At 32.8% G+C, this 20206-nt stretch carries 18 protein-coding genes, 2 tRNA genes and 2 pseudogenes; 7 read left to right on the top strand and 15 right to left on the bottom strand.

Translation table 11 applies throughout. The annotated features are described in order from the left end of the window. Window positions 1-13: 13 nt before the first annotated feature. The 8 genes and pseudogenes from wzy to rfbD all read right to left on the bottom strand — a co-directional run. A pseudogene (gene wzy, locus IGB25_RS15700) lies at window positions 14-280 on the bottom strand (O-antigen polysaccharide polymerase Wzy); the annotation flags it as partial. Between the two features lie 12 nt (window positions 281-292). Continuing rightward, window positions 293-1438, bottom strand: a complete 1146-nt coding sequence (locus IGB25_RS12340) for an O-antigen polymerase (RefSeq protein WP_211065260.1) — start codon at window positions 1436-1438, stop codon at window positions 293-295. Beyond that, complete coding sequence (locus tag IGB25_RS12345) at window positions 1431-2894, bottom strand: lipopolysaccharide biosynthesis protein (protein WP_211065261.1); 1464 nt, start codon at window positions 2892-2894, stop codon at window positions 1431-1433. The genes IGB25_RS12340 and IGB25_RS12345 overlap by 8 nt, the downstream gene beginning before the upstream one ends. A gap of 9 nt (window positions 2895-2903) precedes the next feature. Next, window positions 2904-3314 carry a serine O-acetyltransferase gene (locus IGB25_RS12350; RefSeq protein WP_211065262.1) on the bottom strand — a complete coding sequence of 137 codons (411 nt, stop codon included), beginning with the start codon at window positions 3312-3314 and terminating at the stop codon, window positions 2904-2906. 239 nt (window positions 3315-3553) lie between these two features. Further along, window positions 3554-3685, bottom strand: coding sequence for a hypothetical protein (locus tag IGB25_RS15215; RefSeq protein WP_256437225.1), 132 nt, complete (start codon window positions 3683-3685; stop codon window positions 3554-3556). Window positions 3686-3874: 189 nt separating this feature from the next. Next, on the bottom strand, window positions 3875-4426 hold the full coding sequence (rfbC, locus tag IGB25_RS12355) for a dTDP-4-dehydrorhamnose 3,5-epimerase (RefSeq protein WP_211065263.1): 552 nt from the start codon (window positions 4424-4426) through the stop codon (window positions 3875-3877). A gap of 246 nt (window positions 4427-4672) precedes the next feature. Further along, a complete protein-coding gene (locus IGB25_RS12360; RefSeq protein ID WP_211065264.1) occupies window positions 4673-5188 on the bottom strand; it encodes a transcription termination/antitermination NusG family protein in 516 nt (171 codons plus the stop codon). A gap of 99 nt (window positions 5189-5287) precedes the next feature. Continuing rightward, a pseudogene (rfbD, locus tag IGB25_RS12365) lies at window positions 5288-6129 on the bottom strand (dTDP-4-dehydrorhamnose reductase). A gap of 377 nt (window positions 6130-6506) precedes the next feature. On the opposite strand from rfbD, the gene IGB25_RS12370 reads away from it, so the two are divergent. Further along, the gene (locus IGB25_RS12370) at window positions 6507-7952 is read left to right on the top strand and encodes a glyceraldehyde-3-phosphate dehydrogenase (RefSeq protein WP_211065265.1); all 1446 of its coding nucleotides are present in this window, start codon (window positions 6507-6509) and stop codon (window positions 7950-7952) included. A gap of 747 nt (window positions 7953-8699) precedes the next feature. Here IGB25_RS12370 and IGB25_RS12375 read toward each other — a convergent pair. From IGB25_RS12375 to IGB25_RS12390, 4 genes are read right to left on the bottom strand one after another with little or no spacing between them, the layout of a single operon-like run. Continuing rightward, entirely contained in the window at window positions 8700-9098 is a 399-nt protein-coding gene (locus IGB25_RS12375) for an HIT family protein (RefSeq protein WP_211065266.1), read from the bottom strand. A 4-nt stretch (window positions 9099-9102) separates the two neighbouring features. Next, window positions 9103-10911 carry a GNAT family N-acyltransferase gene (locus IGB25_RS12380; protein ID WP_211065267.1) on the bottom strand — a complete coding sequence of 603 codons (1809 nt, stop codon included), beginning with the start codon at window positions 10909-10911 and terminating at the stop codon, window positions 9103-9105. Between the two features lie 40 nt (window positions 10912-10951). Continuing rightward, complete coding sequence (locus tag IGB25_RS12385; protein WP_211066919.1) at window positions 10952-12211, bottom strand: aspartate kinase; 1260 nt, start codon at window positions 12209-12211, stop codon at window positions 10952-10954. 9 nt (window positions 12212-12220) lie between these two features. Continuing rightward, window positions 12221-12691 (bottom strand): GNAT family N-acetyltransferase, encoded by a 471-nt coding sequence (locus IGB25_RS12390; protein WP_211065268.1) that lies wholly within the window; start codon window positions 12689-12691, stop codon window positions 12221-12223. Between the two features lie 106 nt (window positions 12692-12797). Here IGB25_RS12390 and fbp point away from each other — a divergent pair, with 106 nt between their 5' ends. Next, entirely contained in the window at window positions 12798-13805 is a 1008-nt protein-coding gene (fbp, locus tag IGB25_RS12395; protein WP_211065269.1) for a class 1 fructose-bisphosphatase, read from the top strand. A gap of 65 nt (window positions 13806-13870) precedes the next feature. Here the strand turns inward: fbp and IGB25_RS12400 are convergent, their stop codons facing one another. Both IGB25_RS12400 and IGB25_RS12405 read right to left on the bottom strand, forming a co-directional pair. Beyond that, complete coding sequence (locus IGB25_RS12400) at window positions 13871-14746, bottom strand: SMP-30/gluconolactonase/LRE family protein (protein WP_247653516.1); 876 nt, start codon at window positions 14744-14746, stop codon at window positions 13871-13873. 6 nt (window positions 14747-14752) lie between these two features. Beyond that, complete coding sequence (locus IGB25_RS12405; protein WP_211065270.1) at window positions 14753-15142, bottom strand: DUF2721 domain-containing protein; 390 nt, start codon at window positions 15140-15142, stop codon at window positions 14753-14755. 145 nt (window positions 15143-15287) lie between these two features. On the opposite strand from IGB25_RS12405, the gene IGB25_RS15705 reads away from it, so the two are divergent. From IGB25_RS15705 to IGB25_RS12420, 4 genes are all read left to right on the top strand, one after another. Further along, window positions 15288-16757 (top strand): inorganic phosphate transporter, encoded by a 1470-nt coding sequence (locus IGB25_RS15705; RefSeq protein WP_371815908.1) that lies wholly within the window; start codon window positions 15288-15290, stop codon window positions 16755-16757. 18 nt (window positions 16758-16775) lie between these two features. Next, window positions 16776-17549, top strand: a complete 774-nt coding sequence (locus IGB25_RS15710; protein WP_371815909.1) for a hypothetical protein — start codon at window positions 16776-16778, stop codon at window positions 17547-17549. Between the two features lie 62 nt (window positions 17550-17611). Further along, window positions 17612-17686 (top strand) — tRNA-Val (locus tag IGB25_RS12415). A gap of 33 nt (window positions 17687-17719) precedes the next feature. Next, window positions 17720-17794: transfer RNA gene (locus IGB25_RS12420), tRNA-Val, on the top strand. Between the two features lie 175 nt (window positions 17795-17969). Here the strand turns inward: IGB25_RS12420 and IGB25_RS12425 are convergent. Further along, the gene (locus IGB25_RS12425; RefSeq protein WP_211065271.1) at window positions 17970-18878 is read right to left on the bottom strand and encodes a TIGR01777 family oxidoreductase; all 909 of its coding nucleotides are present in this window, start codon (window positions 18876-18878) and stop codon (window positions 17970-17972) included. 241 nt (window positions 18879-19119) lie between these two features. Between IGB25_RS12425 and IGB25_RS12430 the strand changes: the two genes are divergently transcribed. Further along, window positions 19120-20124, top strand: a complete 1005-nt coding sequence (locus IGB25_RS12430) for a MoxR family ATPase (protein WP_211065272.1) — start codon at window positions 19120-19122, stop codon at window positions 20122-20124. Window positions 20125-20206: the final 82 nt, after the last annotated feature.

A 20206-nucleotide genomic window follows, 5' to 3' on the forward strand; every position in this document is an offset into this window, starting at 1 on the left:
AAACGAATATGAATTATCTAAATTTAGTTTTACTAAAATAGACTCCTAATAAAATAAATAATGATATATACACAGTCTTATTTAAAGAATATAGTATAGTTGCTCTGGGTATATATATACTATAAGACAAAACACAAAAACAACAAACAATAAGAAAAATTGAAGGAATTGATTTTTTAAATGATACTATTTCTAAGTATCTCGTTACAAAACCAAATATGGAGAATATTATTAATACACCTAAAGTGCCAAAATCTAAGTAAACATCTGCCACGCAGGATGTTCCTACTCCCTAACTAGCATAACTGCCTAAGTTGTAAAATGTTAAAAATTGAGCAGAACTCGTAAGAGGTTTAGGAATATCATAAAAATTTATAAATGTTCCCTTAAGCATAGGAATTAAAAGCATTAAATCTTGTAGTGCAAATAAACCATAAAATCTCTGTTCAGATTCAACAGCTAAATTTAGAGTCCTTGCAGTAGAAGCTAACTCTCTAGTATTACTAGAAAAAGATTCTGGGTAATAATGATTTTTTTCTTCAACATTATTGGCTTGTTGTATTTTTGTTATAAAATTTGATTCTTCTTTAAATCTTCTGGCAATTCCTAAGATTGTTATAATAAAAGCACTTAAGACAAGCAAAACACTTAATTTAACAACTGAAATTTTCTTTTTAGTTACATATATATATCCAAATAATACAAATACACTATTATAAATCAATGGTCCTCTATCTCCACTTATCATAACACTAATTAAGTAAATAATTAAAAGGAATAATGTAAATTTTATGCCGTATATATATTGCATTATGGTTTCAACTTTTTGGTTGCTGATTATGATGTTTCTACAGTTTAAAATAATAATTGCATTAATTAAAGATTCAAAAAGTAATGAAAAATAACCAGCTTCATGTTCTATATTACTATTCCCATAACCTCCAAATAAGTAAGCTTTGTTAACAAATATTAGATATAAAAGCAATAAGATTGAAGCTATAACATTAAGTAACTTTATATTAACATTTTTTAAACCTTTTCTTTCTCTTTGTTTTAAATTCACGTCAAAGTTAGGTCTTATATCATAAAAAAAGATGTACGAAATCAGTGCCAATGATGACAAGCTTAAAGCTTTGCTAACAACTCTATTGTTTATCCACAGAAAAGTATGTGAAGAATTAACATTACCTAATAAATAGTCTATATATATTTGAAAATGTGCTATACAAAAAGTGATTATAAAAATCACAGATATTTTGAAATATTGTTTTTTTATATTTAAGTTTTTTTCCTTCCTTATAAAAAAATGTGATAGTAGGGATACAAACGTAAGAAATAGAATTAACTGAAAAAATGAACTATCAAAACCAACAGGTATATTACCTAAATGAATTAAAATAGATATTAACAAAACTATTAATTGAATTATCCTATTCATTCTTAGTTAAGCTTTTATCTTTTGAATGAAGAATTAATATTTTTATTAATTTAAACTCTTTAGGTTTTAGCATATAAACTATAAAAATATATAAAATAAGCGAGATACTGAGAAATATAAGTAAATCAATAAGAATATAGTTTGTAGAAAAAAATACTAAAAATTTTGACATAATAATTGCAATTAAAGAAACAAATAAAGGAAATATAATATCTCTTAATTGATTTTTAATCAAATAAATATTTGAATTATTAACATAATAGATAGCCAACAAACAGGAAATAAGGTTAGTTAACACAACTCCCCAAAGTAAAACAGTTAAACTAAAATTTATGGTAACACCTAAAATTATAAACCCAACAATAGTTCTAATAACACCAACCTTAAGGTAAAGCTTAGCATTTCCAAATGATTTAAGAGTATTTAAATTTGCCATTTCAACAAGTAATATGAGGACTGCAATACTTAGAATCTTTAAAATCGGGGTGGCTTCTATCCATTGTTCCCCTAAAACAATTTCAATTATTAAATCAGCTTTAAAAGGTATAAGTAAAAGCAAAGGGAACGACAACATATAGACCGATCTACTAATTTTTGAGCACATTGAGCTAAACTCTTCATTATCATCAATTTTGGATAAAATTGGAAAAGCGACTCCATCATAAATTGATCTAAAAATATTTAACGGGAAACTAATTAATTTTTGAGATTGTGTATAAAGACCTGTTATGTTAATAGAATAGACCTTTGAAATAATTAATGCAAAAATGTCATTATAGGCGGTTTGTAAAAATGAGGATAATATAATACGTCCGCCAAAACTAAAGAGTTTTTTAAATTCTATAAAAGAAAAAATCAGTTTTGGAAAAAATCTTACTTTAATAAAAACTAACAATGAATATATAAAGGTATAAAGTAAACGTTGTGCTACAAGTGCCCAAACACCAAAATCTAGTAAAGCTAATCCAATAGAAAGCACAACAGAAAATAGAAAAGATATTAAACTTATGTAGGTTTGGATTTTGAACTTTAACTCTCTAATTAAATGAACGCGTTGTGTTAAGGTGAATGCATTAAAAAAAAACATTAATGACATTATTCTTATAATGTTTTTTAATATTGGTTCTCCATAAAAAGTGGATATAGGTATTGCTCCATAAAAAATAACAACATACAAGAGACTGCAAATGAGTAGGTTAAAAATAAAAACAGTTGAATAATCAATTTCAGTTACATTTTTTTTCTTAACTAATGCAACACCAAAGCCTGATTCAATCATCATTGTAGAAATAGAAATAAAAATAGCTATAGTGCCTACTAAACCAAAATCATAAGGAGTAAGCAACCTTGCCAGGATGATTACTGAAATAAAGTTAAGAATACTATATCCAAACTTTTCTATCAATACCCATAAAATACTACTTGCGACTTTTGAATTAGATACAGTTTTGGACATTTAAATATATTATTTTTTTATTTTCACTACTTTCCCAGGTATTCCTACTACAACTGCTTTTGGTGGGATATTGTCTATAACTACACTATTAGCACCAATAACTGCATCATCCCCAATAATGATACCACCTAACACACAAGCACCAGCACCTATGAAAACCCTTTTGCCAATTATTGGTGTACCTCTATTATTTCTACCTGCAATAGATACGTTTTGATAAATTTGTGTATTATCACCTATAATTGCTTTCGGATGAATAACGACACCTAAACCATTATGCTTTAATTTGACACCTTGACCTAAATTACATTTATAGGGTAAATCACAAGAATAAATTATTCTTATCAGTCTCATAATTAAACCTGGTAAAAATGGTATTTTTTTTATATATAGATATCTCATTATTCTATATGTCCTCATCAGTGAGTTTTTTTCCTTAAATATCATATAAATTTACTTATTGAATTATACACTTAAGTCCTATTTTACTTGACATTGATATTTAGGTTTGCTTTCCATCGTGCCAAGATTTAACTTGTATGATCACTGGGTGTAGTTGTTTGAAATTAGCTGCATTGTTTTTTGGGGTTTGCTTGATATTATATAGTTGTTTTAACGGTCTGTTCCCGCTCCATTTATCCAACATTATTTTGGCAGATTTACTGATGTTCTTCAAATATTGGAGTTAAGGCTTTAGCCAAATATTCATCAGTTGATTTAATATAAACACTTTTTACTTTATTGACATTGGTCAATTCTGTAGCAATTACAGTCTTTTTCGTTTCATCCAACAGTAAACTTGTCTATGCAAATCAGGATTTCTATCGGATACTTTTCATTGCTTTTTTGACTTTATGAAAAAGCGTGTTTGCAGTAGCATTTTTAAGGTGACGATGGTTATAACAGTGATTTGTGCAATTAGATGTAACACTGGCTTTTGTATATTTGTTATAGCTAACTCAACTTATTTCTTTTGTCATCTACCATCTTTTCAGAATATTCTCAAACCCTCTTGCTTCCTTATCTTTACCCGAAATAATAGCTTCCTCTGCTGAAACACCCCAATTGATGTTTAAGGTTTTATCTAAAGGATTGACGCCTGTTTCGGCGACTTTGTGATAATAGTTATCGCATTTATAAGAAAATATGGCTGTTTCACTTAACACAGAAAAGCCATGCAAAAAGCCTTTTGGCACGTAGAGTTGTGTTTTGTTGTCTTCAGACAATTCAATTTCAAATTTTTGTTTAAACGTCGGTGAATCTTTTCTCATATCTATCACCACATCTTTAACTTTCCCTTTGATGACTCTGATGAGTTTGGCTTGAGACCACTTGCCAGTTTGCATGTGTAAGCCTCTTATGGTGCCGTATTGCGATTGAGATTCGTTGTCTTGAACAAAATGAGGTGATATGCCTGTAGCTTCTTCAAACCTTTGCTGATTGAAACTTTCAAAAAAATAGCCCCTTTCATCTTTAAAAATATCGGGCTGAATAATTAGGCAATTGTTCAAGTTGGTTTTAGTAATATGCATTGTTAAATAAAATGATTTATGTTTTCTCTATTTCACCAGTATTTGGCAAGGCTCAAATATTTCTGATTACAAAATTATTGTGTAATTTATTTAAAATTTTGCACTACGACAGTGTGTTTTTAATTTTTTAAGGAAAATCATACTTTTTAAAACAGGCTAACATTTTATCTCGCTACTTGGCACGGCTTCGCCAAAGCGAGTCCCATTTGAAATCGCTAAAATTTTGATTATAAGATGATTAAGATGCTACCGTTTGACCTTAATCAAATAACCAAGCCGATTTAAATATATATAATAATGCGACTTGGTTTTGTATTTTATTTGTCCATCTTTCTCTTCTATCCCAAATCCTTTTAATTTGACTTCAGAGCTATTAGGACTAATCTGTTTTATATCAATGCCTTTGTAATTGCTTGACAAGGCTTTTTTAAGATTATCAATTTCGGTTTCTGTTACTTTTGCGGGTTGGTTCAACCAAAATAAATATCGCATCACTGTTGTGACTTGAAACACACTGTTTCTCTCTTTTTCATTGATGTAAACCAAAACCATAGAAGGCAAGACAGGGATGTTTATCTTCTTTTTTCTATCGCTCCATTGTCTTACAACAGTTTGGGTAGGGCAATAGTTTTTTATGCCTATTTCCGATAGGTGCTGAGCGGTTTTTTTCTCTGTATTGGGTTTGCAATAAATCACAAACCAATGTTTTGAAGATGATACTTTTGGGTTTGCCTTTATATACTGTGGCTTAGATTGAGCCATATAAACAATAATTGATACTAAGATTAATATTGAACTTCAAAAGGATTGGATTAGTTAGTGCAAAATTAATAAAAATTAAATAAACTTTAAACTTTAATATTAAAGGCTTTTGAGGGAGTCTTGCCAGTGTAAAATTTCTATCCCAAAAACCGTTTTGAATTTATTTTTATCCATAACCGAATAGTGAGGACGTTTAGCTTTTGTTGGATAATCTTTTGACAATATAGGAATTAATTTACAGTCAATAGCTTCCTTATCAAAAATAGCTTTAGCAAAATCATACCATGAGGCAACGCCTTCGTTGGCATAGTGATAAATACTTTGTTTATTTTGCCAAATCATATATTGGCTTACACAAGTCATCATGGCTTTTGCCAAATCTCGTGCATGTGTTGGCGTGCCGATTTGATCATAAACGATTTGAAGCTGATCACGCTCTTGCCCCAAACGCAACATTGATTTCATAAAATTATGACCATATTTTGAATACAACCAAGAAGTACGAACAATTAAACTGCTCGCTTTTGAATTTAAAATAGCCTCTTCACCTGCACGTTTAGATTGTCCGTAAACACCAAGAGGGCTAACCGCATCATCTTCTGTGTAGGGTTTGTAATTTTGACCATCAAACACATAATCTGTTGAAAAATGGATTAAGGCTATTTGATGTTTTTCACAAATATTAACCAAGTTATATATAGCATCGCGATTGATACTCAATGCCTTTTCAACATCGTCTTCTGCTTGATCTACAGCGGTATATCTGCACAATTGATAATCAAATCAATATGATTTTTGTTAAAATAAAAATTTAATGCCTCGATATCTGTAATATCTAAAGTTTTGGAATCTGTAAATTGAAAATGATGTTCACTATCTTCTTCAAGACATTTGAATTCTGAACCCAATTGACCTTTTGAGCCTGTAACAAGTATATTCAATGCTTAAGTTTTTGCGAATTTAATGATTTTTAAAAATAAATGATGTTTATCGAATAGTAATTTTTTTTATGGTTAAAGCTATATCGCAATTTTATAAAACCGTCAAATTGAGTGATTTTTCGAAGTAAAACAAAGAATCCCGAAATTTGTTGGAATTATCGAAACTATGCTTTATGATGAAAATATTCTTTATCTTATATGTTAAAAAGTCATTATATGTTGTTTGTCAAACTCACGTTTATAAGAATTTTTTTTAAGCCACTAATTCATTAATGACTACAAGATTTTTAATGCATTAGTGGCAAAAGAGAAAAATATTGAATAATTATATAAACGAAAACGATATAGTTTGATACTTTTGCAAAAAAAAATCTATTATGCCTACATTACAACACATCGATATTCAATTGTCAGAGCAAGCCAAAATGAGCAAAACAGTTGCTCAACTCATCAAAATTGTGCAAGATTTATGGTTTGACCGAGCGGTTGAACTCGTTCTTTTTAGAAATTCACTTATCAACAAAAGTGTTGCTGAGGTTTTAGATTTGCACCATTACACACGTGCATTTGTAGAAAAACCCATCAGTGTCTTTGAATCTTTAAACATAGCTGAAGCACTGCTTGAAATGGAAACGCCACCAGCTAAAATAGATTTGGGCAAACTTACCCACGAATTTCAACATGAAAGTCAAGACTACGAAGATGTCAACGATTTTTTAGTCTCTAAACTTATAGGCATTGAATACCATTCTGATATCACACCAAAAGATGTTATTCTCTATGGTTTTGGAAGAATTGGTCGGCTTTTAGCTCGTGAACTCATGACCAAAACGGGAAGTGGCAACCAACTTAGGTTAAGAGCCATTGTAACTCGAGGAAATATCACCGATGAGATTATTGACAAACGCTTGTCTTTGTTAAAAAACGACTCCATTCACGGCGAATTTCACGGCAATGTGGTTGCAGATTATGAAAATCAAGCTTTGGTTATAAACGGTACTACAGTTTATTTGATCACCTCAAATTCGCCAGAAAATATCGATTATACACAATATAGCATTCAAGATGCCTTGGTTTTAGACAATACCGGAGCATTTCGAGATAAAGAAGCTTTGAGCCGACATCTCAAAGCCAAAGGCGTGTCAAAAGTTTTGCTTACCGCACCTGGCAAAGGCGTGCCTAATATCGTTCACGGTGTCAACCAAAACCAATTTGATTTAGACCAACACGATATCTTTTCGGCGACCTCTTGCACAACCAATGCTATTACGCCTATTTTAAAAGCCATTGAAGATACATTTGGCATCGAAAACGGTCATCTTGAAACCATTCATGCCTATACCAACGACCAAAACTTGGTTGATAATATGCATAAAAAATACAGACGTGGTCGTGCTCTTGCCATCAATATGGTGATTACCGAAACAGGTGCGGGCAAAGCGGTTGCCAAAGCACTTCCTCAATTAGAAGGCAAATTAACTTCTAATGCTATTCGGGTTCCTGTGCCAAATGGCTCTTTGGCAATTTTAAATCTCAACCTAAAATCTGAAGTGAGCCTTGAAAACATAAACAAGTGTATCAAAACTTATGCACTTGAAGGCGAATTGGTTGAACAAATTAAATATGCCATCAACAATGAAATGGTGTCAAGCGATATTATTGGCAACGCAAAACCATCTATTTTTGACAGCAATGCAACAATATCAGAACATCCAAAAAACTGCATACTTTATGTTTGGTATGATAATGAATACGGCTACAGCCATCAAGTTATCCGTCTGGCTAAACACATAGCGAAAGTCAGGCGGTTTACGTATTATTAATGATAAACAAAATTTTTTAGAAGCAGAAAAACTTTAGTCTTGTTTGCTAAGGTCGGTTCCCGCTTTCCGCTATAGTTGTTTGTCTTTTGTTTTTTTTTGTCTGTGCGTTTCGTGGCTTCCGTTGGTCGCCACGCCTCGTCCACAAAAAATAACTATTAAAAACCGTTGAAACGCTTAGGATTGTGCATTTTCCATAGCCCACGGTTTAAACCGTGGGCTATGGATTGCAAATATTCGATGGTGAATGGATTTATCCATTTTCTATGATTTCAATTTCTTCCCTGTAAGTCATTCGAATAAATTTTAACACATTCATCCCAAGGAAAATGACAGGCTAATTTTATCCATCTATTATTTTGACTTAAATTCATTTGGCAAAAATCACCAAATTCTTCAAGTTTAATAACTGAAATTTAGTGGTTTATAGAAGAATGAGGATTCCCTATTTAAGGTGAGTTCGATATAAATTCCAATAAAATATAGATATTTAATCATTTGTCAAGTCGATAGAGCGAAGCACGAGCGATGAGACATCTCAGTAGGATGAGATTTCTCCTCATTCTTCGTTCGAAATGACAAAATTTGCTAACAAAAAGATGTTATCATCTGATTTACAGCTTTCAATAAATCGAACTCACGTTACTTAACCTTTAACCATTGACTAAAATTACCCTGATTTATAATTTAACAAAATACCGTCAGATATTTGACGGTATTTATATAATTAAAGTTACAATTAAGACGGAATTACATCTTATTAAAAACCTTAGCAACCTTTTCAGCCAAAGCCTTAAACTCATCATCAGACATTTTGACTTTGTGCTGAAACGTCATATCTTTCATAGCATTGATGGGAATCAGGTGCACGTGTACGTGTGGCACTTCTAATCCTACAACTGACATACCAATTCGCTTGCAGTCAACAACTTGTCGTAAAGCCAAAGCCACTTGTCTTGAAAAGGACATCAATTTGATGTAAGTCACTTCATCTAAATCAAATAGTTTATTGACTTCTTTTTTTGGCACGCAAAGCGTATGGACTTTGGCATTAGGGTTAATGTCTAAAAATGCAATGAATTCTTCATTTTCAGCAACTTTGTAGGACGGGATTTCGCCATTGATAATTTTTGTGAAAATTGTAGCCATAATTTTATTCTTTTTGTTGTTGTTGAGCTTCAAGTTCGGCTTGAAATTCTTCTAAAACAGGTTTGACGGTGCTTTCGGGCAAATCTTTAATTCGGATATACATCAAACCATCAACCGAGTTGTTAAATAAAGGATCAACGTTGAAAGCCACAACTTTAGCGTTTTGTTTGATGTATTTTTTTATCAAAACAGGTAAACGCAAGTTGTCAGATTCTAATTCGTCAATGAGTTTGTCAAATTTATTTAAATCGGCTTGAGTGGCATCAAATACAAAATCTTTATCCACATCTTTGAGTTTGACTTTAAATTCTTTTTTTGGATGAACATATTGTGCTAAATACGGGTCGTAATAATTAGATTTCATAAATTCAATCATAATCGATTTAGAGAAATTCGAAAACTTATTGCTAATGCTCACACCACCGATTAAATATTTATGCTCTGGAAATCTCAACGTGCAATGCACAATACCTTTCCATAGCAAAAACAACGGCATGGGTTTTTGTTGATATTCTTGTATGATAAATGCTCGACCCATTTCAATAGCTTCACTCATCAAGCGATGAGATTCGGGTTCAAACCTAAAGAGTTCGCTGAGATAAAACCCTTCTATACCGTATTGTTTATAGATTTCTTTACCCAAACCCATACGATATGAACCCACAATTTTTTGGGCATCGTGATCCCATAAAAACATATGGTGGTAATAGTTGTCGTAATCATCTAAATCTATAGGTTTGTTTGTTCCTTCGCCAATCGATCTAAATGTGATTTCTCTTAACCGCCCTATTTCTCTGACCACATTAGGAATTAATGCTCGCTTTGCAAAAAAAACTTCGTAATTTTTACTTTTTAGCAAACATTTTTTCTGCGTTCTGCACACTTCAATTTCTTTTAAAATAAGCTGTTGAGAACCTTCTGAAACAATTTTTTTAACTTTGTTTTGAATTGGAAATTTGATTTGTCTTGGAAAGCTTTTGATTAAACTTGTTTTTTCAAAACTGCTTGACATCATATAAGTTTTCTTTCGTAAAAAAGCCTTGTAATCTTGTAAGTTCTCAAATTGGTTTTGATCATTGAGATTTATAGGATAACCTATTCTGACTTTTATATTTCTGTGGCTTTGAGTAAGCATTTCACTTGGTAGTTTGGCTGTTCTTAAGCTATCACTAATTTTAGCTAAGTTGTAAAACGCCAAGCTGTTTTTAGCGTGAAAATATACAGGCAAAACAGGAACTTCTGCTTTTTTAATCAATTTTATGGCTTCATCAGTCCAAGGTTTATCAACAATATCATTATCTACTTTGTAAGTTGAGACTTCACCAGCAGGAAAAATACCTAAGGGATATCCGTTTTTAAGATGTTGTAGAGCTTGCTTGAGACCTATAACACTTGATTTGACTTCTTGTCGTGTTTCAAACGGATTAACCGGCATGACTTTATCTTCGATAGGCTTTAAACGTTGCAATAAGAAATTGGCAATAATTTTGTAATCTTCACGTGCTTCAAGCATAAGTTTGAGCAAAATCAAGCCATCAATGCCACCAAGTGGATGATTTGAAATACTGATAAAGGCTCCATTTTTAGGGATACGTTTTAAATCTTTTTCAGGAATTTCAAAAGCAACACCTAACTCAATCAACACCGCATCTATAAAATCTACAGCATCTAAATGCTTATAACGATCATAGACGGTATTGAGTTTGTTTAACTTAGAAAGTCTTAGGAAAATATGACCAAAAAAAACACCAAAAGCACCAAATTTATTTAAATTTAAGCCTTTAGACACTTCTGTTGCAGTTACAATTGGCATCGTTGGTTTGGTTTTTTTGTTAGTGTAAATATAAACAACTTTATTGAGAAGACTTTACCACAAGCTGAACCGTTTGTTGTGTATATTGTTTGAGTAAGATTTTCTTTTGTTTAGTCATCTCTTTTAATGTTTTGTCTGTATAATGACGAATAGTGAGTAAAGTTACATCTTTTTCATATTTAACCTTAAATTTAGCTTTGAGATGCTCAATCAATTTCTCGGCATTTTTAAATTTATTATCAATACAAACCGAAAAGCTTATTGCTGAATTTTGGATCAAATCTACTTTAATTTGATATTTATGGAACAAGGCAAAAATTTCACTGATATTATCTTCCACAAAAAACGAAAAATCTAAAGTTGACAGCGACAACATAATCAAATTGTTTTTGACAATATAACACGGCACTTTTGGTTCAATAGCTTTACCTTTAGAGACACAAGTTCCAGGCGATTTGGGGTTGTAAAAAGATTTGACAAACAAAGGAATTTCCTTTTGTTGTAATGGTTGCAAAGTTTTAGGATGAATGACAGAAGCACCATAAAATGCCAATTCAATAGCTTCTTCGTAAGAAATTTGATTGAGCAATTGTGTATTGTTGAATACATTTGGATCGCCGTTTAAAACCCCAGGAACGTCTTTCCAAATAGTTACGCTTTCGGCGTTAAGGCAATAGGCAATAATACCTGCTGTATAGTCACTACCTTCTCGACCTAAAGTGGTTGTGAAATTGTTTTCATCTGAGCCGATAAAACCTTGGGTGATGCTGAGCTCTTCAGGATTGATATGTGCTTTAATTTTGGTTTGGGTTTGCTCCCAATTCACTTCGGCATCACGATGTGTGCTGTTGGTGTCGATAAGATTTCTGCAATCGTGCCAAGCATTATCAATGCCTTTATGGTTTAAAAATTGACTGACAATGCTCGTGCTGATCAACTCGCCAAACGCCACGACTTGGTCATAAACAAAGTCGTAATTCGGCGATTTATTTCGACTTAAAAAAATCTCTAATTCGTCAAAAAAGTAATTGGTTTTGGTGTAAGCTGGATGTTGGTTGGTTTCAAATAAATCATCTAAAATGTTATGATGATATTGTTTTAATTTCTCAATTTCAGATTTTAAGGCTTTATTTTGAGAAAAATACAGATCGATGATGTGTTCAAGTGCATTTGTGGTTTTACCCATAGCTGAAACCACAACCACCTTATGAGTTTTGCCTGTAAGCTCAATAACCTTAGCTACATTTCGTACGCCTTTGGCATCCTTTACCGATGCACCACCAAATTTAAACACTTGTATCATTTTATTTTAAAAATTTTGAATAGTCTCTTTATCCATTTGAACCGTTCGCCATTCTTGAAACACTTTAGCACCATAAGATTCATAGAATTTAATGGCATCAATATTCCAATCTAAAACCACCCATTCTAATCGGTTGATATTTTCTGTTTTGGCGTGTTTGATTAAAGCTTCAAAAAGTGCTTTGCCAATGCCTTTTTTTCTGTGTTTTTGCTTTACTATCAAGTCTTCAAGATGAATGCTAAGTCCTTTCCAAGTTGAAAATCGATTGTAAAACAAAGCCATACCTAAAATTTCATCATCTTCACTTTCAGCGACTAAGCAATCAAAAGCTTTGTGTTTGCCAAACCCGTATTTCAAAACATAATTCTCGTCTATTTCTACAGCATCAGGTTCGTTTTCATAGACTGCCAATTCGTGTATAAGTTGCATAACACTTTTGACATCTTCGGGTTTTGCAAATCGGATTTTAAAATTCATAGTTAACACAATATTATTTAAAAAACAAATGTATTTAAAAAACCAACTTCAATAAGTTGTTAATGAAATGATTTTATATTTTTGCACAAACTACAACGTTTTCGTTATGACTCAACCACATCAAACGCTAGGTGAATTTATCATTGAGCATCAAAAATCTTTTAAGTATTCCTCAGGCGAGCTTTCAAGATTGATCAACTCCATTCGCTTGGCGGCTAAAGTTGTTAATCACGAAGTCAATAAAGCAGGTTTGGTCGATATTCTTGGTCAACATGGAGAAACCAATATACAAGGTGAAGAACAACAAAAACTGGATGTTTATGCTAACAATTTATTTATAGAAACCTTGACCAATCGTGAAATTGTTTGTGGGATTGCTTCTGAAGAAGAAGACAGTTTTATAACCGTTCAAGGTCATAACAAAGCTCATGACAACAAGTATGTGGTGCTAATGGATCCGTTAGATGGCAGTTCAAATATTGATGTTAATGTATCTGTTGGAACAATTTTTTCAATTTATAGACGCGTTACACCAATCGGACAACCTGTTGAGATGCGAGATTTTCTTCAGCCTGGTCATCAACAAGTGGTCGCGGGTTATATCATTTACGGCACTTCGACAATGTTGGTTTACACCACAGGTTATGGTGTGAATGGGTTTACACTTAATCCGGCTATCGGAACTTATTATTTGTCTCATCCTAATATGAAATTTCCTGAAACTGGACAGATTTATTCAATTAACGAAGGAAATTATGTGCATTTTCCACAAGGCGTTAAAGATTACATTAAATACTGTCAAGAAGAAAAAGACAACAGACCTTACACTTCTCGATATATCGGCTCATTAGTGTCTGATATTCATAGAAATATGATAAAAGGAGGCATTTATATTTATCCTAAAAGTTCAAAGGTAACTGATGGTAAATTGCGCCTGTTATATGAGTGCAATCCAATGGCATTTATAGTTGAACAAGCTGGCGGAAAAGCCAGCGATGGCAAACAACGCATTATGGATATCCAACCTACTGAACTTCATCAGCGTGTGCCGTTTTTTTGTGGGAGCAAAAAAATGGTGGAAAAGGCTGAAGCGTTTATGGCTAAAGAGGTTTAATCTTTTCTGTGGATTTTATAAAATTTGGATAGAGTATTTCTATTTTACACCTTTCATATTTAGCTCTATACTGTACAATGAAGTTTGAGCGGTAATAAAAAGTTTATTCCTATTTTTTCCGCCAAAGCAAACATTTGTAGGTACTCAGGGATTTTTAAAGTTTTAAGATGTTGTCCATTTTTAGAAAAAACATCAATTTGAGACTTATCTTTAGTTGTGATATAAATATGATTAGCTTGATCTATAGTCATGCCATCACTACCCAAATTGACAAAAAGGGTTTTATTGATTAGTGAGCCGTCTTTTTTTATGTGATATTGATAAGTTTTGCCAGCACCACGGTCAGAGACAAAAAGGGTTTTTCCGTCAGGGGTGCCAATTATTCCATTAGGTCGGGTTAAGTCTTCACAAACTTTAATGACTTTGCCATATGGAGTGATATAAAACACGTGCATTCCACCTTGAGGTAAAATATTTATATTACCATCATATTTTGGGTCTGTAAAATAAACGCCACCTTTTTTGTCAGACCAGAGGTCGTTGGTTTGGTTAAAGGGCTTGCCTTGATATTGTGATGCTAAAGTTTTATAATCTCCAACAGGGTTGGTAGAAGTAATACGAGCCTTTAGACCTTCACAGGCTAAAAGATTTTGGTTGTTATCAAAAAACAAACCATTTGAGCCATGACTGTTTTCTCGATAAAGTTTAAGGCTATCGGCAGTAGTCCAGATCCAAATTTTAGAGTTTGGAATATCAGAAAAATAAACATTGCCTTTGGCATCAACAGCTGGACCTTCTGTAAATTTAAAGCCTGAAACCAATTTTTTAACAGGTTTGACCATCTCTATTTTTACATTTAGCTCTTTGGATTTATTTTGGTTTTTAGATTGCTTTTTGCAAGCTATTAGCGATAGTATTAAAAATAAAGCTATTTGTTTCATAAGATTTTATTTTTCCATATCGGATAATTGAATATTGAGAGCTTTGACGCTGATTTGAATTTCAATAATAGACAAAGCTAGGGAAACCATGAGCAAAACAAGAGATAGCCCAAAAACTAAGTTTCCATAAAGGCTTACTTCTTCAAAAATCAAAAACATACTTAAGACGCATAAAAATAGGGAAAGAATACCAAAAATTTGCATATTTTTAATCAAAACCACCCGTTTTTTTAAATTTGAGATTTGAGCTCTAATACTGTCTTTAGGGTCAGATTTATAGCCATTGTATAGATTTCTTATCAGTCCAGCGATAGTCAAAAACCTATTGGTATAAGCTAAAAGCAAGAGAGATATGGCAGGGAAAAGTAGTGCTGGTGTAGTTAATGAAATATTCATTAATCAAATTTTTGTAAATTTAAGATATTATGATTACAAATAAGGCATCAAGTTTTAAAATAAGTCTTAACAATTTAATAATAAGTTTTAGAAAGTTATCAACAAAGATTGTTTGACTTTTGCAGATTATTTTGTCAAAATTGATATGGAAACATTTTACAGCATTATTATTATACTGATTTTTGGTCTGGCCATAGCAGATTTAATAGTTGGTGTAAGTAATGATGCGGTTAATTTTTTAAACTCTGCTATAGGGTCAAAGGCAATTCCAATGCGAACCATATTGACGGTTGCAGGTATAGGTGTTTTGGTTGGTGCTGTGTTTTCTAGCGGTTTAATGGAAGTAGCTAGAAAAGGTATTTTTATGCCTGAGCTTTATTTTTTTGATGAAATTATAATAATTTTTTTAGCGGTATTGGTCACCGATATTTTACTTCTTGATGTTTTTAACTCGTATGGGATTCCGATATCAACAACGGTTTTAGTTGTATTTGAGTTATTAGGAGCATCGGTATGTTTAGCTTTATTAAAAATTAATAGTCGATCTGAAGTCGATAAGGTGTTGAGTGAATACATCAATGTTGGTAAATGCACAGACATTACCTTAGGTATTTTGTTATCAGTAGTTTTGGCTTTTGTTGTTGGAGCTATTATACAATATATAAGCAGATTGATTTTTACTTTTGAGTTTAAACAGAAGCCCATTTGGCTAAAAGCTTTATTTGGTGGCGTTTCGTTTAGTGCTATCACCTATTTTATACTCATCAAAGGGATTAATACCATACAATTTATAGATGATGATTTTGTAAATATTGTTAAAAGCAATGCTAGGGTTATCATTTTGTTTAGCTTGTTGATATGGACAATATTGTCTTGGATTGTTGAACAAATTTTAAAAATCAATCTTTTTAAATTTATTATTGTGTTTGGCACATTTGCATTAGCATTGGCTTTTGCGGGTAATGATATGGTCAATTTTATTGGCGTGAGTGTTGCTGCTTGGCAATCTTTTGAATTATGGAGTGAAGCTTATCAACTTACAGGTGTTTTGCCATCAGATTTTAGCATGAAAGCTCTCTCTGGCGAAGTAGAAACCCCTGAATATATTTTAATTATTGCAGGTTTAGTGATGGTTTTTACGCTTTGGTTTTCAAGTAAAGCACAATATGTGGTTCAAACTGGGGTAAACTTGAGTCGTCAGGGAGAAGGCGAAGAGCGTTTTAAAGCCAACACATTATCTCGAAAAGTTGTTAGACTATTTTATCATGTTGGTGTAGGTGTAAAATCTATCATACCAAAATCTTTTAATGAATTTGCCAAGGCAAGATTTGAAAAGGGGCAAACTCAAAAGCTAAACCAAGGTATTACAAAACCATCTTTTGATATGCTTCGGGCATCAATTAACTTGGTGTTAGCCAGTATTTTAATTTCTATCGCAACTAATTTTACTTTACCGTTATCAACAACTTACATCACATTTATGGTTGCTATGGGAACATCATTTGGCGACAAAGCTTGGGGAAGAGAAAGTGCGGTCTATCGTGTTTCTGGAGTGCTTAACGTGATAGGGTCTTGGATGATTACGGCTATAATTGCTTTTAGTCTGCTGCAGTGATGGCTCTTATTATTTATTATGGTAGATTTATGCTATGGTTTTTTAACGGCTTTTGTTGTATTTTCTTTAATAAGAAGCGGAATTAAACATTCAAAACGCATAAAATCTCAAAAACAAAATAAGCGTTTTAAAAGAAGTGATATTATAACCATTAATGATATTACAGCAGAATCTTCTCAAAACATTGTTTCTGTTATAGAAGGCATAGACGCGAGATATACTGAAATGGTGAATGGCTTAGGTTATCATGACTTATCTAAACTCAAAAAAATACTTAAAGATTTACCCGAACTTGAAACCGAAATTGACGATTTAAAGGATAACGTGTTTTACTATATCAAATCTCTTGAAGATGATACCGTTGAAGCAAGCAAGTTTTACATTCTTACTTTAGATTACTTACAAGAGATGGTCCAATCTATGGCTTATATGATACGGACAAGTTTCAAATATGTGAATAATACCCATAGGAATTTAAAATTTAATCAAATACGAGAACTGAAAGGCATCAGCCGTGATTTGTCAGCTGTTTTTGCTCATATCAAATCGGTTTTTAATAAAAACGAGTTTGATGATATCGAGTTTTTGATAGAACAGAAAAAAGAACTCCAAGAAAAAGTATCAGATTTGATACAAAAACAAATTGAACGCATACGAACCACTGATATGGGTCAACAAAATACCAAATTTTATTTCGGGTTGCTTTTAGAAACTAAAGATATGATTACAGCTGGAATTAATATTCTCAGCCTTTTTTACGATTATTACTCAGAAGCCAAAGAAGAATTTTAAATTAATCTCAACATAAAGTTTTTGATAATTTAAAATTAGTTTATATTTGCATCCGCATTTTGGGGTGCGTAGCTCAGTTGGTTTAGAGCATCTGGTTTACACCCAGAAGGTCAGGGGTTCGAATCCCTTCGCACCCACAAGCCCAAACTTAGTTTGGGTTTTTTTATCTCGGGTCATTAACTCAGTTGGTTTAGAGTGTTACCTTGACAGGGTAGAAGTCACTGGTTCGAATCCAGTATGACCCACGGCAAGCAGAATCTCAACATCGTCGGTGTTGGGATTTTTAATTTAATCAACGCAAGGCTCAAAACATAGCTTTAAACCTTTTAACAAGACCTTTCTGTATTTGTCTTCAGCAAAACCACAAATCAAGCAAAAAAGTTGTGGGATTAAAATAAGCTATTGATACTAAAAGAAAAATTATTCCCTTAAAATATCTCCCAAAGCTTGCTCAACATGAACAAATTCAAATACAAATCCATGATCTTGAATTTTTTGAGCACTGACCAATTGGTCGCCGAGCACAATTTGAGCCATTTCACCAAGCAACAACTTTAAAGCAAATTTTGGCACGGGTGGAAGTAGTATGGGTTGATCCAAAACTTTAGCAATAGCTTGGGTTAATTTTTTATTGTTCATTGGATTGGGTGCAACGGCATTGTAAACGCCCGTTAATTCTTCATCCATAACGTAACAAAACATAGACGCCAAATCTTTAATATGTATCCAAGATTGCCATTGTTTGCCAGAACCTAAAACTGCACCAACATAATTTTTAATCGGTTTAACCATTTGTTCTAAAGCACCACCATCACCAGAAAGCACAACACCAATGCGAAGTTGAGCTACATTTATATTTAAGTCTTCAAATTGGTTTGAAGCTTTTTCCCATTCTTGAACCACTTGACCTAAAAAATCATCACTTAACTCTGTCTCAGTTTCATCGTAAAGCTTGGTTAATGAACTGGGATAAACCCCAACAGCACTCGCTGAAACTAAATGCTTGATATTGTGCTTAATTTCTGATAGGCTTTTATGTAAAAGATTTAATGTATCAATCCTGCTATCTAAAATGGCTTTTTTGTGCTCCTTTGTCCAACGTTTTGCGACACTTGCACCAGCTAAATTGACAATACAATCAACGTCTTCAAAACAGGCTTTATCAATCTTTTGTTTATGAGGATTCCATTGAAAACCTTTTAAATTATCCTTATTTTCGACTTTTGATTCTCGTGTTGTAAGGTAATTCACTTCATCACCGCGTTCTAAGAGTTGTGCGGTCAAGGCTTTCCCCACCAATCCTGTTGCCCCTGTTATCAATACCTTCATTTTCTTTTTTATCTAAATGTAAAGCATATTTCTTTGGCACTTTCCTAAGGAATGATTAAAGTTTTTTAAACACGAAGGTTTAAACGCTTTAAAATCATAGGCAACAGACTAATTTTCAATTGATTTTTAACAAGTTAAAGTCAAGAAAAAACTATTTTTAACTTTTAACCAGACCTTAACAAGCTCAATACAAATATTTTATCAATTTGCGTTGCTAAATAAAATAGTAAACACATCGCCTATGGATGCTCAAAATACCAATGTTGATATTGCACAAATCAATGAAAAAATTGAAAAAGAAAGTGCCTTTGTCGAAATTCTCACCCAAGAAATGAACAAAGTCATTATCGGGCAAAAACAAATGCTTGAACGTTTGCTTATCGGACTCATCGGTCGCGGTCATATTTTGCTTGAAGGAGTTCCTGGTTTGGCTAAAACCCTTGCTATCAACACCTTGTCAAACGCTGTTGACGGGTCTTTTAGTCGTATTCAATTCACGCCAGACTTATTACCAGCAGATGTTGTAGGGACGATGATTTACAATATGAAAGTCAATGATTTTAGCATTAAAAAAGGACCGATTTTCGCCAACTTTGTCTTGGCAGATGAGATCAACCGTGCACCTGCTAAAGTGCAATCCGCATTGCTGGAAGCTATGCAAGAAAAGCAAGTTACTATTGGCGATGAAACCTTTATTTTAGATAAACCTTTCTTAGTTATGGCGACTCAAAACCCCGTTGAACAAGAAGGAACTTACCCACTGCCTGAAGCACAAGTGGACAGATTTATGCTTAAAACCGTAATTGATTATCCAAAAATAGAAGAAGAACAACAAGTGGTTAGAGCTAATTTGGCTGGCGATTACAACAAGGTCAAATCCGTTGTTTCTATCGATCAAATCCTAAAAGCACAAGAAGCTGTTAAGCATGTTTATATGGACGAAAAAATTGAGAAATACATTTTAGATTTGATTTTTGCAACCCGATATCCAGACCAATACAAACTCAGTGAAATCAAACCCCTCATAAGTTTTGGAGCTTCTCCACGTGGTAGCATCAACTTGGCAATTTGTGCCAAATGCTACGCCTTTATCAAACGCCGTGGTTATGTGATTCCTGAAGATGTCAGAGCTGTTGTGATGGATGTATTAAGACACCGTGTTGGCATTACCTACGAAGCCGAAGCCGAAAATGTAACCTCAGAAGACATCATCGCCAAAATTGTCAACGAAGTCGAAGTGCCATAACCAATCACTTTTTACTTTATCAAAAAACAAATTTAGTATGAACATAAACCAATTTTTAACAAGTTAAAAATTAAAGTCTTTC

The organism is Flavobacterium sp. CS20, from assembly GCF_018080005.1.
GTDB lineage: Bacteria > Bacteroidota > Bacteroidia > Flavobacteriales > Flavobacteriaceae > Psychroflexus.